At 37.8% G+C, this 17454-nt stretch carries 7 protein-coding genes and 3 pseudogenes; all 10 read right to left on the reverse strand.

What is annotated here, in order from left to right:
* Positions 1 to 7 precede the first annotated feature (7 nt).
* A complete protein-coding gene (locus SPPN_RS08125) occupies positions 8 to 1111 on the reverse strand; it encodes a Gfo/Idh/MocA family protein (protein WP_000241724.1) in 1104 nt (367 codons plus the stop codon).
* An 11-nt stretch (positions 1112 to 1122) separates the two neighbouring features.
* Complete coding sequence (gene nanB, locus SPPN_RS08130) at positions 1123 to 3216, reverse strand: neuraminidase NanB (protein WP_001042150.1); 2094 nt, start codon at positions 3214 to 3216, stop codon at positions 1123 to 1125.
* Positions 3217 to 3233: 17 nt separating this feature from the next.
* Positions 3234 to 4067, reverse strand: a complete 834-nt coding sequence (locus SPPN_RS08135) for a carbohydrate ABC transporter permease (RefSeq protein ID WP_000730466.1) — start codon at positions 4065 to 4067, stop codon at positions 3234 to 3236.
* A complete protein-coding gene (locus SPPN_RS08140) occupies positions 4067 to 4951 on the reverse strand; it encodes a carbohydrate ABC transporter permease (RefSeq protein WP_000237991.1) in 885 nt (294 codons plus the stop codon). The genes SPPN_RS08135 and SPPN_RS08140 overlap by 1 nt, the downstream gene beginning before the upstream one ends.
* 78 nt (positions 4952 to 5029) lie before the next feature.
* On the reverse strand, positions 5030 to 6367 hold the full coding sequence (locus SPPN_RS08145; protein WP_000738778.1) for an ABC transporter substrate-binding protein: 1338 nt from the start codon (positions 6365 to 6367) through the stop codon (positions 5030 to 5032).
* An 18-nt stretch (positions 6368 to 6385) separates the two neighbouring features.
* A complete protein-coding gene (locus tag SPPN_RS08150) occupies positions 6386 to 6838 on the reverse strand; it encodes a YhcH/YjgK/YiaL family protein (protein WP_000587463.1) in 453 nt (150 codons plus the stop codon).
* A gap of 1252 nt (positions 6839 to 8090) precedes the next feature.
* Positions 8091 to 8534, reverse strand: a pseudogene (locus tag SPPN_RS08155) (RpnC/YadD family protein); the annotation flags it as partial.
* A gap of 8 nt (positions 8535 to 8542) precedes the next feature.
* Positions 8543 to 9517: pseudogene (locus SPPN_RS12275) on the reverse strand (Rpn family recombination-promoting nuclease/putative transposase).
* A 288-nt stretch (positions 9518 to 9805) separates the two neighbouring features.
* Positions 9806 to 13543 carry a trypsin-like peptidase domain-containing protein gene (locus SPPN_RS08165; protein WP_000480565.1) on the reverse strand — a complete coding sequence of 1246 codons (3738 nt, stop codon included), beginning with the start codon at positions 13541 to 13543 and terminating at the stop codon, positions 9806 to 9808.
* Between the two features lie 761 nt (positions 13544 to 14304).
* A pseudogene (locus SPPN_RS08175) lies at positions 14305 to 17418 on the reverse strand (sialidase domain-containing protein); the annotation flags it as partial.
* Between the last annotated feature and the right edge of the window lie 36 nt (positions 17419 to 17454).

The raw sequence follows: 17454 nt of genomic DNA on the forward strand, positions 1-17454 counted from the left end.
CCAAAATTTAGTTTACAATTTCTGACAATTTTACTTTGCGATCTTCAAACATAGACTGGGTACAAGCATCTGCAGTAGCAATTGCTTCTAGGGCAGCTTCACCTGTCAAAAGTTTTGCAAATTCTTCTGATACTGGAGCTCCTTGCATAATCTCATGCAGATAGCGCATTTCTTTATCAATGACAGATGATAGCCATAATGGAGTACGTTTACCTGGTTTACCATAAGCAATTGCTCCATCCATCTCTGTACTATGATAGATACGAGTGCGATCATCATCTTCTTCTTGCGATTCATGAATCAAGAAATAACTTTCTTGCCCATCTAGCTTAAGAGTTCCTTTACAGTTGAATAAGTCTAAGCGGATGGCACCTTTGCTTCCTTGGATTAAGACATAATGTTCACCCCAACGATAAGCTGAACCCCATTCTAACAAGGCAAAACGCTTATTAGAAAATTCCATATTGACAAAAATCATATCATCTTCATCACCGAAATGTTCACCTTCATGGGCCACATTTCCACCTGTCATGGTTACAGTTTCAGGCATGCCCCCCATAAGGAATTGAACGCAATCCAATTCATGGATGTGGTGATACAAGTGACCACCTGATTTTTCACGAATTTTTTTCCATGATACTGACGGTTGTTGTTCTTCCCAACCATTACGAGCTGTATGACAATATAGAACGTCTCCGATAACTCCTTGATTAATGAGTTCTTTTGCATGATGAACACCATTAAAGAAATTCATAATATGTCCTGCCATAAAGGTTACATTGTTTTCTTTACACGCATCGACCATCTCGCGACAATCTTGATAAGAAAGCGCAATAGGTTTTTCACAGAAAACATTTTTACCATGCTGTGCAGCCTTAATAACCGGTTCCTTATGAAGATTATTTGGAGTTGCGACGATAACACAATCTACTTCATCGCTAGAAACCAACTCATCTAAGGAACTTGCTACTTTTGCTCCCAATTCTTCTGCAATCGCCTCTGCATTATCTGGATCATAGAGAAGAGTAATCTCTGCTCCATCATTCTTTTGCATGTAGCGAGCCAATTCAGCTCCAAAATACCCTGCTCCAACAACACCGTATTTAACCATGTTTTTCTCCTTTATTTTGTTAAATCATTAATTTCCAAATCTATATACTGAACTACATTGCTTAAATGCAATTCATTTCTCGACCACGAATCATATTTTTCAAACAGTACACCTATGTGATGATTTGGCAATTCTGTAATCGCAGAATAGGCATAACCATACGAAGGCAAATCAATATCATAGTGGTATCTCCAATCAATACTATCATCTTCTTTATTGACTAAACCAACAACTAATTGGCCTCCCTTACGGCCACTTCTAGAATTTGGTGTACTCAAAATGACTGCTTCTTTTCCATCAATTAATTGAGAGTATTTAATTGCAGATACTTGTGTGCCATATGAAGTTTGTTGGATTCTATCAATATACGAAACTTTCGACCATGTTTCTCCAGAATCTCTACTAGTCATATAAGCTATCTTACCTGTAGTGGTTCTAAAGAATGTTCGAATCACACCATCTCTCAGTTCAACCATTTGTGCTTCTGCTGTTGCATTTTTAAACGGAATTGAAGCTGAGGATTTCTTCCATGTTTGACCACTATCATCCGAAATGAGATAGGTTAGTTCTCCACTAGTATATGTTGCAAAAATCAATCTGTTACTTGATTTTAATGCTAAACCTTGTCCGGGACATAAGTAAGTTCCATTATGTTTTTCTCCTAAGAACGGAGGCAACAACTTAAATTGTTCCCAACTCTCTCCTCTATTCTGACTAGTTGTCATTGCTATATAATTAGTAGGAGTCACTTTAAATAACGAATCTTTGTAGAAAACATTCATAGGAACCTGTTTTCCATTATGCCTTTCTCTTAAAGAGCCACTATCAAAATCAACCGAATATTGTTCGACTGTTAAAGACTTTCCTCCCTCCAAAACTTCATACTTATCATTCATAGTATAATTTGTAGGTTTATTAGTTGTTTCATCATAAACGACACCATTTTCTCTAACTGTATAACGGAAATCGTTATCTCCATTCTTCTTTAGTTTTAAATAATAATAACCATTTATTTCTTTAAAACCTGAGTCGGCTTTATTTGCATTATTATTTCCAATACCCGCAGGCATAACATCAGCTAGTAATATCGTTTTCCCAGATTTTTTATCTTCAACAATGGATGAATCTATGAATGAAGCACTTCCACTAATTTGACTATTCTTTAATTTATTATCTCGTGGCCAGTAAACTAACTGCTCCTCATAGTCATTAAACCTCATAGCAAAAATTGGCTCACTCCACGTTTTCCCATTATCATCACTATAAGAAGTGGCAATATTAATCTTACTTTTAGAATCATGAGTCCCACCATAACGTGCATCAATACTTGATAGAACTCTTCCACTACTTAATGTATATAGTGTCGGTATTCTAAAATAGTTAGCTTGAGTAGAATCTCCTGATCGGAAAATTAACTGAAATGGATTTGACAAGGGAATAGTTGAAACTTCCTGATCACTAATTGCTTTGTTAAATAGACTGATTTCATCAATACTTCCTTTTGCGAGGTAATGTTCCTTACCTTCACGATTAACAGCTCCTAGTGTTGCCTTATCTATACCATTTATATTTGAAATTGGCAAAAATGTATCAACTGTTTCAGAGAACACTTCTATTCCATTGACATACATTGTGTATGTTTTATCTTTAGAATCAGATACAAATACTAGTGTATTTTCAACTGCCTGTCCTTTATGTTTTCCCCATAATGAAGCTGGTCTGGAAAATAAATAATTTATTCCCTTTTGGGCGTCTCTTATTTCTACACCTATCTCACCAGAATCTCTCATGAAAATTGAAAAGTAATTATTTTTAAAGCCTGCTTTATTATTAGATAGGCCAAACAAAGCTTGAAGAGAGTTTGGTTTATCTGCTTTAAATTTCATTACTACTGTCTGACTCTCTCCAGACAATTTATCTAATAACAAAGGGCTGATATCTATACTCTTATTGTTCAGTTGATATGAGCCTCCTTGAAAAATAGGAGATATGGACAGTTGACCATAGTTTAATTCATTCGCGTGAATCAAAGTAGGGACTCCCATTAAAAGACTAATGCCTACAACAGAAATTCCTAGTTTTGAATAAAGACCTCTTTTATTCATTTTTTTCCTTCTTTCGTCTACTTCACAGATCCTTCTGATAATCCACTTGCAATCTTATTTTGGATGATAGAGAAGAAAATAATTGATGGAAGAACTACAATAACAGACGCTGCCATCATATCTCCCCAGTCTAGTATTTCTGAACCATTAAGTGAACGAAGGGCTACTGCTACTGTCATCTTTCCTGTATTGTTAATCAAAATCAAGGCATACAGGAATTCATTCCAAGCATTGATAAATGTATAAATAGCTGTTGCTACAATACCTGGTGCTACAATCGGTAGCACAACTTTATAAAACGTTACAAATTTATTTGCACCATCAATTCGAGCTGCTTCTTCAATTCCAATTGGAACTGTTTGGAAAAATCCAACTAAGAGCCAAACTGCATATGGAACACTAAAAGATAGATAAACCATCATCAAGCCAAATAAACTATTTGTTAACCCAACTTTAGCAATGGCAATTGAATAGGGAATTGCTAACAAAATTGGTGGGAAAATATAGGTAATGACGAGTAGTCTCGACATGATTGCTCCCAATTTAGGGAAGAATCGAACAATACCGTAGGCTGCCATAGCAGAAATAATAATCGCAATAAGGGTTGTAGCTAAGGCAATGATTAAACTATTTCGAATGTTATCAATAAAGTGCAAATCGTTGATAACATGTATAAAATAATCTAATGTAAACTGTTCAGGCCAAAATCGTGTTGGATACTGAGTCAATTCCCCTTTCCCCTTGACAGACGATATGATAATCCATACCAATGGGAAAATTGCAACAATAGTCGCACCAATCAAGAGTGCATGTGAGAGAATATCTAAATAAATACTGGATTTCTTCTTCATTATTTTCTACCCTCCTTTTCCCACTTACTGATGATAGCAAAGTAGATAAAGCAAATCGCCATCAAGAAGATAAAGAGCAACACTGTAACTGCTGAAGCACGACCCAACAATTTAGTGCCCCAACCCAGGTTGTAAGCAAAAATTGGAAGCGTCGTTGTAGCATTAGCCGGTCCACCACCCGTAATAAGGTAGATAATGTCAAAGTTATTAAAGATCCATACAGTTCTCAAAACAACTAGAAGCCCTACAACTACTTTAATATGTGGAAAGACGATAAACTTGAACACCTGCCAACTTGAAGCACCATCTATCTTAGCAGCCTCAAATTGTTCTTCTGGTACTGTTTGCAAAGCTGAAAGCACATTAACCATAATCATCGGCGCTCCAAACCAAATGTTGATAAACACCAAACATAGGAATGCCCATGTACTATCTGTCAAAAATGCAGGTGTATGTTCCATTAAACCTAGTTTTACGATTAGATTCGGTAAATAGCCATAAACCCCGTTTAGAATCCATTGCCAAGAGAAGGCAATAACGATTGTAGGAAATGCCCAAGGAACAATCAATAAGGTCCTATATAATTTCTTAAAGTGGCGTACTCTGTGAAGAGCTAAAGCCAATACAAACCCTACTAAAACTTGACCAACTAATGAGAAAATGGTCCACTTAATTGAATTAAAGAACGCATTAAAGAAGTTGGGATCTGATAGCACAGCTTTATAGTTAGCTAAACCAACAAATTTATAATTGGGCATAATCAAATGCCTATTGGTAAAGCTATAAAAAATACTCGAGAAAAACGGATAAACAAAGAGTAATCCTACGATAATCATAGCTGGCAAAACAAATATCCAGCGAGTTAAATTACGTTCTTTAACCATTCTCCTTCTCCCTTCTTTTACAAGATTGGGCTAGGGCTTTTCAGCTCACTAGCCCACCTATTTTCTAGTCTTTTACATCTACTGAACAGCCTCAAATAAATCGTTTAATTGTTTTTCTGCTTCTTTTGCAGCTTTCATAGGATCTGTTCCATTTGTAATGATATCTTGGAACATTTGTTCAATAATGTGTTGGTTAGTCAACATACCAGCTTGTACACTTGGTCCATTTTCATAACCAATAGCAGTACCTTTTTTAACAGCTTCAGTAATCACTTCTTCAGCATGTTTAAATTTCTTACGAGTTTCATTTTCTTTATAGGCTGCAGAATCGCTAATCCCCTTAATAGTTGGCAACATACCTACTGGAGTTGAATCAAGGAATTTAACGTAGTCTTCTTCATTATAAAGTGATTCTAAGAATGCTTTAGCAACTTCTGGGTGTTTTGAATTTTTCCAAACAACCATTGGAATGTTTGAGGTTTCAATTCCTTGGTCTTTATCAGATTCTTTGATTTTTGGAATAGGATAAGCATCAATCGAATCAATCAATTGAGGACTGTTGGCATTGATTCCTCCAATATGGAAGCCAGAGTTAAAGTCAAATGCTGTTTTTCCTTGATAGAACAAGGTAGCTTGTTGAAGGACATTAAAGTTCAAAGAATCTTGAGGTGAGATTTCTTTATACAATTTAACCCAGTATTTAATACCATCTTGAGCAAGTTGACTTGTCAAATCCGCTTTAAGATCTTTTGTCAAGAGACTTCCACCACCACTACGTACGTAGAAGTTCAAGAAACGTGTTGCCATTAAGTCATTTGTTCCAAACGGAACAGATAAACCATAAACTCCAGCTTCTTTCAATTTTTTAGAAGCTTCATAGAGTTGATCCCAAGTTTTCGGAACCTCAATATTATGTTCTTTTAACAAATCTGTTCTAACCCACATAACTTGTGCATGTGAATAAAGAGGAACAGAGTAGTAATCATCTCCGATTTTTGCTTCATTTAAGGCAGTTTCGTTAAATTTATCCTGTCCAATACGCTTGATAGAATCATTTAGCGGAACCAAAGCATCTGAGTTGACCATTTCCATTACTTGGTTAGGAAGAGCTGTACTGATATCTGGCACATTCCCATTTGCTAAACCTGTAGTCCATTTAGTATAGAAGTCATTCCAAGAGAATGTTTCAATCTTGATTTTCGTTTTTGGATGCTTTTGCATGAAAGCATCTGCTGATTTTTGAATACTTTCTAAACGTGGTCCTTGAGTAAAGGAGTGCCACATTGTAATTTCACCAGATAATTCTGTTGGTGGTTCAGTACTAGTTGTACTTTCTTTCTTTCCTGAACAAGCTACCAAGGCAACGGCTGCTAGCGCAACTCCAGCTAGACATAAAAACTTTCTCATTTTTTTCATCGTTCTTCCCTTTCTACATTAAGAAATCGCAACTTTAAAGACAATTTTTTTCACAGGTTCATCATTTATACGAACCTTGGGTTGATGTAAATCTTCTGGAAAAGTGATGAGGCATTCGCCAGCTCTCAAATGAACCAACTGTTCCACTTTCCCTGTGTATAATTCAATATCCTTCTCTTCATCATACTCTTGGGTAACGCTTACATTTTTCGGCGACGTAACAGCCATGGCTTCTTCGTTTTCCAAAACTAAATGAATATCCAAATATTTTTGGTGAGTTTCAAAGAAGGCTCCTGCTTGACCGTCTGCTAGATAAGTAAAGCAATTCCCAAACAATCGATCACCATCGATAGCAATCGAACCTTCTGTTAAATTTTCTAGTCCTGTTTTTTCTAGAAAATCTATTAATGTTGCAAAATGTGGATTTACTCCCACATAAGTTCCTAAACGGCTAATTTTTGTAATAATCATCTCTTCTAACCTCCTTTCTCAATCTATTTTTCCTATCCAAGTTCCCCATTCTTCTGTCTAGCATTTTCTACTAGAAGGACATAAAAACACTACACTCTCTAACCTATACTCTTTGAAAATCTCTTCAAACCACAGTCGCTTCACCTTGGATTATATAGGTCAGTCTTATCTACAACCTCAAAGCGGTGTTTTGGGCAATCTACTGCTAGCTTGCTAGTTTCTTCTTTGATTTTCATTCAGTATCTCCTCAATCTTCACAAGGAGGTCTGATTTTTCTAGCGACAAACAGAATAAATAAGTTAGTTCAATGAGCTACCTTCCTTATAGATGAAATTGATATTCATGAAGGAAGTCCGCCCTTTATTTTTTGCAAAAGATACTAGTATGAATCTATTTGGGAAATTGAATTTATAAGCTGCTCACTTATACTCTTCGAAAATCAAATTCAAACTGCGTCAACGTCGCCTTGTCGTACTCAAGTACAGCCTGCGGCTAGTTTCCTAGTTTGCTCTTTGATTTTCATTGAGTATTAGTTTTTCTAAAATAATTCTAATCTATTATTCTAGCACTAGTAGACTCTTTGGCTAAATCTCCTTTCTACATCTCGTTTCACCAAAAACTTTTAAGAGAGAAATACTCTATATTTCATTCTCTAAATTAGTTTTGTTACCGTTTCCAATTAGAGTATACTTTTTTTTTAGTATTTCAAGTCTTTTTCTAATTTGGAATTTAGTTTCAAATCTTTTTTAACTATATCAAATATATTAAAAGTACTTTCAAAAATAATCAAATTCTTACAATACTTGTTTCGAATGGACAAGATAAGAAAACAAGAAAGTCAATTTTAGGAGAAAACAAGGTTAATAGTCACATGATATAATGCAATGATGTAAAAATCGAACAAATTGATTGGAAAATTCAAACCAATTTCTAACAATGATTTAAGAATTGTTGTGTCCTAATATAGATTCAATGCACTATAAAACGCATAATATCAAGTTTTTTTAATTACCTGATACTATGCGTGTTTGTGATTTTTAAGATTTTATGCCTAGAGTCTCTATATGAGGACTTAAAAAAACTGACTCGTAGATGATTTCCTAAAGTCAATCCTCTTACCTAAAAAAACGACTTCTAAAAAAGTTGCCTTCATTGAGAGGTGAAGCAATGATTGTCCTAAAAAATAGTTGGATCGCAAATCTCTCTGAAAATTTCTTCTCTCTGCCTAACTTGAATTTGAGATTCAACATTCTTATTTATGATGGTCTTTCAATAATACTTCAAACTCAGCGACGGTTATGCCCAACTGCTGGCTAGCAACCTCAGAAGTCAGAAGACCTTGACGAACTAGATTTAGTAGCATAGACAAACTTCCTTCAACTTTCCCACGTTCAAGACCTCTCTCTAAACCTTTTTCGATGCCTTGTTCAATCCCCTCTGCGCGACCACGTTCAAGACCACGCTCCAACCCTTTTTCTTCAGCTTGTTCCAAGGCATAGTCCTGTGCTAACAAGGCTTGTTCTTCTCGCCTGCGTTGTTCACTAAACATTTTCCTATCCTCCTCGGACCAGCTCTTGTAGTCCAGCAGTTGATCTGCTTGGCTGATGGCTCGCTCGGGCTGCTGGGTAAAGGGTTTATTCCCGAAAAACTCTAACCATGGTTTACGAACCTTGTCTTTGCTGGTTTCTCTGTATTTATTAGATCTTATTTATGATGGTCTTTCAATAATACTTCAAACTCAGCAACAGTCATACCCAACTGCTTACTGGCAATCTCGGAAGTTAGAATACCTTGACGGACTAGATTTAGTAGCATGGACAAACTTCCTTCAACTTTCCCACGTTCAAGTCCTTGTTCAACTCCCTCAGCTCGTCCACGCTCTAAACCCTCTGCGCGACCACGTTCAAGACCACGCTCCAACCCTTTTTCTTCAGCTTGTTCCAAGGCATAGTCCTGTGCTAACAAGGCTTGTTCTTCTCGCCTGCGTTGTTCACTAAACATTTTCCTATCCTCCTCGGACCAGCTCTTGTAGTCCAGCAGTTGATCTGCTTGGCTGATGGCTCGCTCGGGCTGCTGGGTAAAGGGTTTATTCCCGAAAAACTCCAACCATGGCTTGCGAACCTCGTCTTTGCTGGTTTCTCTGTATTTTTTTAGTTCCAAGAATGCCATCTTAACCAGATGGTTTTCCTGTCCATTGTTTGTAATTGTTAAAACCTCACCTGTCCTATCCTCTCGCATACTAAAACTGTGAAAAGCCAAGTCATCTGAGAAGTAGTTACTATCCACAATTGCGATAGCGTATACTGGTGAGATGTGTTTATAACTCTGATGAGTATCACCTTCTCGTTGACGAATTTTTTCAAGATTTTGATTGACCTAACTGCAAAGGTAAGCCCATAAACGATTGATGAAAAAATTCTGATGATGAACCTGAATTTCGATGATAACTTGCGTACCATTATCCAACTCCGCCAAAACATCTATACTGGTATAGAAATCTTGCGCCGAATAGGGCATGGAAGTCAAGACATGAATATTGCTTCCCTCCAAAATGGTCACATTTTTTGCTGGTAAATCCAGCATATCGCGGATAAATTGACAAGTGATTTCTGGGTTGCTAAAGATTTTCTTAGCAACCAAATCATTGGTCGGGCTAATGCCCGGATGTCTTAGAATCATATTTCCTCTCCTTTCATTATAGCACATTTTTAAATCTAGGTTTACTAGATTCACTGCTACTACCTATTTATTCGGAAAAGAAAGACAAAAGGAGCGAGAAAGTTAAAAATTATTAATCCTAATCACTTGTAAAGAGATAAATCTTGCTCATATTATTTATTAAAGACTCTATTTTACAAAAAAGATTACAAAATCAGCCGTTTTAGAGAACTCTTACCACTTCCTAGACTATTAATTCTAATGTTTTTTATACTACTCGCTTGCTCATCAATAGGTCATAAAGCAAAATCAGTTGATCCATTCCCCGTACTCGTTCACTCTATAGCCGTCTGGTGTTAGCGAATTGAAAAGTAGTTTCCCAAAAGCATCGATATAGTACCACTTTCCTTTATAATAAATCCATGTATTGGATTCCATGGAACCAGATGATCCTAAGTAGTACCACTTTCCTTTATAATAAATCCATGTATTGGATTCCATGGAACCAGATGATCCTAAGTAGTACCACTTTCCTTTATAATAAATCCATGTATTGGATTCCATGGAACCAGATGATCCTAAGTAGTACCACGCGCCACTTGAATCTTGGAACCAGCCTACCTCCATCATGCCATTATCCTTGAGATAATACCAATTACCGTCTGTATCCTGTATCCAACCGGTTTGCATGATTCCATTCGCATCAAAATAATACCATGCATCATTTTCTTTCATCCAGCCTGTCCGTTCTTTCCCATCGGAATTTCTAAAATACCACTGATTATTTATCTTATGCCATCCTCTTTGTTGATTATATGTAATAACAGAATGTTCAACAGTAGAAAGTGACATGTTATCCGCTTCAACGCCAAAAACAGCTGTTAACGATGACGAACCTGTCCCGTTCGTTGTGAATTGAGCAGTGGTTTCTGGGCTAGATAATCTTTCCTGTTTTGATGGAGTCTTTATTTTTCTCTCATCTCGGTGCCCTTCTACTGTCAATTTTTCTCCACCTGTAACTTTAGCCACAAAGTCTGGAACTTCCACTCTTTCAGGGACTAGTTCTTTTGAAGATACTATAGACTTCCCAAGGTCGCCTGGTATTTTTTCTCCCGATACTAAAACCTCTGATTCTGAAAATTCCTCACTAGACGCAGGCAGTTCTTCTCTGATCGGCGCATCTTTTGGAACTGGAAACTCTACTTTATCTGGAGATACCACTTCCTCTTTGAGATTACTTGAGTTTTCTTCCGTCGATGACACCACTTCCTTCACACCCTTAAGAACCACACGTTCTTTCATAGGTGTAACCTCGACTGTACGAGAATTTTCAACAATCTTTCCATCAGCTAAGACCTTATAAGTCACCTTAGTAACTTCTTTACCTACATACCCCTCCGAAACAACCTCCGTTTTCCCTTTCTCTAACTCTTCAGAGTCCTCAAAACGCTCTGTAATCGGAAGTTCTTTTATGACACTGTTGGGTTTAATACCTAAAGTAATCACCTTGGATTGAGGAGCTATTTTCTTCTCAGAAACTTGAGAAGATACCGCTCCTGTATACTTATCTACTTGATAAGTAGTAGTTCGAGTAACCACCCCTCCTTTACCCTCTACAACTGAACGGAAACCAAGCTCTTTTGTTTCATCTCCTTGGTAAAGAGTATCAAAAGCAATCGATTCTTTTTCTACTTTCGGCTTAGTACCTTTATACACTACTCGGTAAATAAGTGGAACACCTTCTTTTTCACCCTTAGTATCCTCTGTACGCTCTTTTCCAACCTCAAGGGTACTGTCACCTTCGTAAGTGGTAATAACCTCTGTTTTCGGCTCCTTTTGCGGTTTGAGAGGAGGTTCTACTTTATCTTTATCAGACTCTATTTTAGGTGTACTTGGTTTTTCGTCTTTTGGAGTTGAAGGAAGTTTATCCTTATCCTTCTCATCCACCAAAACTTCATCTTTTACATAGACAGGCTCTTTTGGTTTACCTTCAATATAAGAACGAACCCAATCCAGTTGCTCTTTTGATAAAACCAAACCACCACTGCGGCTTCCTACGACACCATTTTGGTGAACTCCAATTAAAGTACCTTTGTCATTATAAAGACCACCACCAGACGCTCCGGGTTTTGTGCCTTCATAGCTGATACCCTCAACACCTGAACCGAAATCAGTAGTATCTACAACTTCACTATCCAAGACTGGAGATAAACGACCATCCGGGAAACCATAAACCGAAACTTTTTCACCCTTAGCGATAGAAGTTGACTCAGAAACCACCTCTACAGGAGATACCGCTTTGAAATCTTCTTTTAGTCGAACCAAGGCTAAGTCATTTTTAAATCCAAATACGGAATCTTTTTTATTCCAATAAACAATATCATCATCTGAAAAATGCACAGACAACCCATTCGGTAAAGTTGCTTTATACACTGTATTGGTGCGACCAGATTTCGTAACGACCTCAGAACCTTTAACTGTTAAAAAATTATGAGCGACTGTTAACACCAAATTGGGTGCAATTAAAGTACCTGACCCCGACCCATCTGGCGTTTGAATGTGCGTTGTAGCATAGAAATTTTCTGAGCCATTCGGAGCTTGTAACACCTCTTTACTAGGCATAGGTAAGTTGGATTTGCCACTCAAGTCAACCTTACCAACTTCAGTTCTTGCGAAATCAGAAGACGAAGTAGATGAAGGATTTACTGAGTCAACAACAGCTTTTATAATGGTATTACCTAAAGCTAACTTACTGACATACTCATCAGACCAACTAGTATCACTTACTAGTTTGTTGACAGAAACTCCATTGTAAGATACCACTTTAGCTGTTGGGGAAGTTGCTATTAACTGTTTGAAGTCTGGATTTTGTCTTAAATGAAAATTCAAACCACTTCCAACAGGACCTTCCTGAACAACCTTATCTGAAATCAAAGGAGTTCCTTTAGTATCTTCCACTCGAAGTAGAACGCGGCCTTTTTCTTCACCTTTTACTAAAGTCGCTCGACCTTTTTCATCAAAACGATACAAAGCACCGTCAATCTCATACTCTACGTCTTTTAAGGCTCTGTGATTTTCATCATAATAGTAACGGTTTGCACCATCTATATACCAACCCTTTATACCATATTTATCAATCATAGAACGAATCCAAGCTCTGTGCTTTTCCGTAAAAATCGTACCACCCCCAATACGCTCACTCTCAGGAGCGTTTGAAGTATTTGTTCCGTGCTGGTGGATACCGACTACATCTCCCTTATCATTAAACAAAGGAGCACCTGAAAAACCTCCCAAAGCTGAGGAATGATAAGTGACTGCACCGCTCTCTTTATTGACACTGCTTACAGTTGTTGAGACTGAATAAGCCTTACCATCTTTCAACCTCTTCTTGTTTTCTTCACTTAAATTCGGAGTCGAAAAATCATTGGGATAACCTACCATAGTGATTTTATCACCAGTAGAAACCTCTTTATGGCTCAACTCTCTTGGAGAGTCCTCACCACCCGTCATAGCTTCTACAGGCTTTTTAGTTACCACTACTGCTAAGTCGTTGCTATAGTCTTTACCAAAGTCGTTGCCGTTATATAAGTGAATAGAGTCTTTTTCAAGAGCTTCTGATACACCAGAAGTAGGTACTTTATTGTTCTTTTCCGTCTCTGAGTTCATCACAACATAACTACGAGCAGACTCCCCACCACGCAAGACCGCGGACTTGTTTTCTTGGTTTTTATCATAGTAATTATGAGCTACGGTTACCATGACATTCGGCGCTACAAAGACACCACTGCCAGACGCGGTTTGTTTTCCACTCGTACCACTATCATAAGTGGTATAAGTCATAGCAACACCCTCAGCGGACTTCTCATGAACGCTCACATCTTTTATATCATCGCCACCTTGAATGACGTCAGCATACACTGTTCTTCCTCCAACAACTGGTAAATCAGGAATCGACAATCCAATCATACTCACCAATGCCAGACATCCCACCAATCCATAAGCTTTTGACTTACGAAATTTTCCTAAACCCTTTAAATATAAAAACATCTTTTTCCTCACTTTAGTTTCTAATACTTATTTATCCAGATATAATAGCTTACAATCTTTTAAAATCTTCAAATAAGTTATGATTGTTCCATACTCTTCAAACCAGGCCATCTTCGTCTTGCCGTATGTATATGTTACTGACTTCGTCAGTTCTATCTGCAACCTCAAAACGGGGTTTTGAGCTGACTTCGTCAGTTCTATCTGCAACCTCAAAACGGGGTTTTGAGCTGACTTCATCAGTTTCATCTACAACCTCAAAGCGGTGTTTTGAGCTGACTTCGTCAGTTCTATCTGCAACCTCAAAACGGTGTTTTGAGCAGGCTACGGCTAGCTTCCTAATTTGCTCTTTGATTTTTTGAGTATAAGGACATGTTGGATTCTATGTGCTGTATTGTCAACAATACACTCTTCTTCCTGTATATCTACCAACATGATTTACAGAATTTTATTTTACTATAATTTTACCTATATTCCAAGACAGAAATAAAATAATCAAGAACAAAAACGCATATAACCAATAACTAGCTATATGCATTTTAACACTTAAAGCGAACTGTTAAGTTGCGACTAGTGGTATCCAGTCCTAAGTAAGTCGGAAATATACAGTTTATTTACGACTAGCAAGGCATTTACCCGGCAATAAGAGCTCATCTAAATTGACTTTTTCTTAAAGTAGAAATTTCTACGAAAACTATCTAAATAAACTTTTTATCTCTATGACGGACAAAACATGTCTCAGTTATTCATCAACATCCAAGGTTCTAGTAGTTGACCCACTCCCCATTGGAGTTAACTTTATAACCATCTACTATAGTATTAACCGCTAATCTTCCGCTTTCATTGACATAGTACCATTTGTCTCCAACTTGGAACCATTGATTTACCTTCATTGCACCAGATGATTCCTGATAGTACCAATGGTCTCCATCTTTTATCCAACCAGTTGCCATTGAACCGTTAGCATTGAGATAGTACCACACACCACTGGATTCAACCCAGCCAGTAGACATTTCTCCACTCTCACTCAAATAATACCATTGGTTACCATCTCTGACCCAACCAGTTGCCATTGAGCCGTTAGCATTGAGATAGTACCACACACCACTGGATTCAACCCAGCCAGTAGACATTGCTCCACTCTCACTCAAATAATACCATTGATTACCATCTCTAACCCAACCAGTTGCCATCGCACCAGTAGAACTCAAGTAGTACCATTTATCCGCTTCCTGATGCCAGCCTTTCACCACTTCACCAGCAGATGTATAAAAATACCACGCACCATTTTCTTGCTTCCAACCAGTCGTTATTGGAACTTTAGTCTCAGTTTTAATAACATCTCCTACATAAGATTGGAGGTAACGAGGAGCAAAAGAAGTAAGAGGAGAGTTTGCTACCATTCTATCTGAAGACCCCAAAGATAATTTATCCTTCTCTGACTTCCTTTCTGTCATCTCCTCAGATACATTTTCTCTTACTGTATTCATGGTCTCGACAGGATTTTCTTTCGCATCTTCAGGAATTCTACTGCCAGCTAGTGTAACTGGTAAATCATGCATACTGTCAATTCTACCGGCCAATAGACCTGTAATTTCTTGACCTGCATCTTCTTTATTAAAGGTGAAAAGTAGAGTTTTTTGATCTGCTTGGGTCAAGAAGGTAGCTTTGTGTCCATTCGCTAAAGTCAAAGTCGGAATAGAATTCACTAGTACCTCAGAATCAAATTGCATAGCTAAGATACCTTGTTCTGCATCCTCTTCTTCTGTTTCCAATTTACGAACGTCCCTGATAGTTACACTCGTTGGATATACCGGATCTTTTGTTAAAAAGTCCCAATTAAATTTTCTAAATGATAGGGTATAGTCATTTTGTCCTTTTTCAGTGTGTTCATACAAGATACCATACTCCCCATTTCCTAATTCTTGGAGCGAATTATAGGCAAACTCTCCTTTTTGAATTGGTCTATGATGTAACCAAGTCAAGTCTCCGTTGTCCTCTACACGAGCCAAATGAGCCATTCCATTCGTCCGTTTAGGTCCTCCTGAATTGGTTAAAATGATGTATTCTTTTCCTTCGTGCATGGTGTGAATAGCAGCCATTTGGACATAAACATCTTTAACCTGATTGTATCTCTTGATTTCCTTGTCCCAAGTTTGCCCACCATCTTTACTTGTGGCAACCTGTAAATCACCCGTTAATCCTCTCATAAAGAGTTTCACATCACCATTATTTAACTGTACAGCAACTGACTCTGTATTTTGGGCAGGACTATTATTCATAGTTGAGGAATGAATTTTCCTTCCGCCTACTGTCCTATCATCATTGACAGCAGCTCCAGCCTGCCATGTTTCTCCATGATCATCTGAATAAATCAAACGAGAAGACTGGGATCCGCTTAGATGGGAGATAGCATTGGTGGTATAAGTAGGAACTAAGATACGACCCTTGTGCTCTCCTGTTCTAAGCACAATTCCTGTACCTGGACCTGTTCCTAAAAATTTCATCCAATCTTGGCGAATTGATGGTGTAATATCTCTTGGTTGCGACCATGTTTTCCCATCATCATCACTATAAGAAAGCCACAAATAGCTCGTATAGGCTACACGAAATGGATTTTTAGCAGATGGAGCAAAGTAGATATTCCCAAGAAGCTCTTCTCCTTTATAGAGGTCACCCTTATCTCTGTAGGCTTCTTCTTTTGGATCCACTACAACGCGATAATCTGTTTTTTGATTATTTGCATCATATACTTCTCCGTTTTCTCGGACAGTATATGCTTGATTTTCCCCTTGTTTATATAGTAATTGATAGTGCTTATCTCCAACTTGTTGATAAGCTTTTTGAGGTTTGTTTGGCATTCCAAAGACAGCTCGACCTTCTGGAAACATATCGTAGATTGAAAAAATTCTCTTTGTGGTAGGATCTTGAACCAAGACCATATCGATATTAAGTGGAGATGGTGCCTGCGGATCTTTTGCTTCTGGATTGTCTCGCAAGTTGGTCAAGGTTAAGGTTGGCTGCCAAGTAGTTCCCCCATCCTCACTTCTCCTAACGACCATAGCAATATCTCCCCAATCAGAATGGTGGAGACGACGCTGATCTGCCCCTGCCAGTAATGTTCCTTTATCCGTACGTAGCAAAGCTGGAATCCGATAACTCTTAATTCCTTCACTATTTGGCTTACCATTGACACCGCTCATAAACAACTCTTGCTTCTCTGTCAAGACTGCCCCTTCAGCAAGTGACGGCTCAATATCTGTCACATCAAATAACTGGCTACGTTTTTTGACTTCCTCTGGAGTTAGAGCACGATTGTATACAGTCAGATTACGAATAGAGAGATTTGAGCCCCACTTCAGTTCTCCTGCTCTATTAGTTGCACCTAACTGAAGTTTATCCACATCTGGCATGTCTGCCAGGAATTTCCCTGACTTTTTATTCGTACGAGATAATACACCATTCACATAAAGACGAACCTGACCATTTGGACTATCCTTTCTTGGTCTTTCAACAGTAAAAGTAACCGAATTATACTTGCCTGGTCTAATCTTCAAAGGCGCATCTGTATAACTTCCATAAAATTGACTACCATCAGCTCCACGTCCCTCTATCAAAGCTGTCCCATTATTGATTGCCATTGTAAAGTACTCATTTACTTTAGTTGTACTGGAAGCAGAAAAGAGATTGTAAAAACTAGGACCATCAGCAGCCGGTTTAAACTCCACATGAACAGTTGCATTTTGGAGTCCCTTTACTTTCTCTAATTCATCAGACAAGTCTACTCTTTTTCCATTTGAATCATTCGTCTCTAAGTCATCTTTTTCTATCACTGTTGCGACATTTTCCAAATCTCGTGCATAGTAATCTCTTGGAATTTTTTCTTCTTGCTTATCTTCCCTTTCTTGTTCTTG

Origin of the sequence: Streptococcus pseudopneumoniae IS7493 (genome assembly GCF_000221985.1) — a bacterium.
Taxonomy (GTDB): Bacteria; Bacillota; Bacilli; order Lactobacillales; family Streptococcaceae; genus Streptococcus; species Streptococcus pseudopneumoniae.

Bases quoted from the DNA above. Each gene is read 5' to 3' on its own strand.
- SPPN_RS08125 (WP_000241724.1), bottom strand. From the start codon at position 1,111: ATGGTTAAATACGGTGTTGTTGGAGCAGGGTATTTTGGAGCTGAATTG.
- nanB (WP_001042150.1), bottom strand. From the start codon at position 3,216: ATGAATAAAAGAGGTCTTTATTCAAAACTAGGAATTTCTGTTGTAGGC.
- SPPN_RS08135 (WP_000730466.1), bottom strand. From the start codon at position 4,067: ATGAAGAAGAAATCCAGTATTTATTTAGATATTCTCTCACATGCACTC.
- SPPN_RS08140 (WP_000237991.1), bottom strand. From the start codon at position 4,951: ATGGTTAAAGAACGTAATTTAACTCGCTGGATATTTGTTTTGCCAGCT.
- SPPN_RS08145 (WP_000738778.1), bottom strand. From the start codon at position 6,367: ATGAAAAAAATGAGAAAGTTTTTATGTCTAGCTGGAGTTGCGCTAGCA.
- SPPN_RS08150 (WP_000587463.1), bottom strand. From the start codon at position 6,838: ATGATTATTACAAAAATTAGCCGTTTAGGAACTTATGTGGGAGTAAAT.
- SPPN_RS08165 (WP_000480565.1), bottom strand. From the start codon at position 13,543: ATGTTTTTATATTTAAAGGGTTTAGGAAAATTTCGTAAGTCAAAAGCT.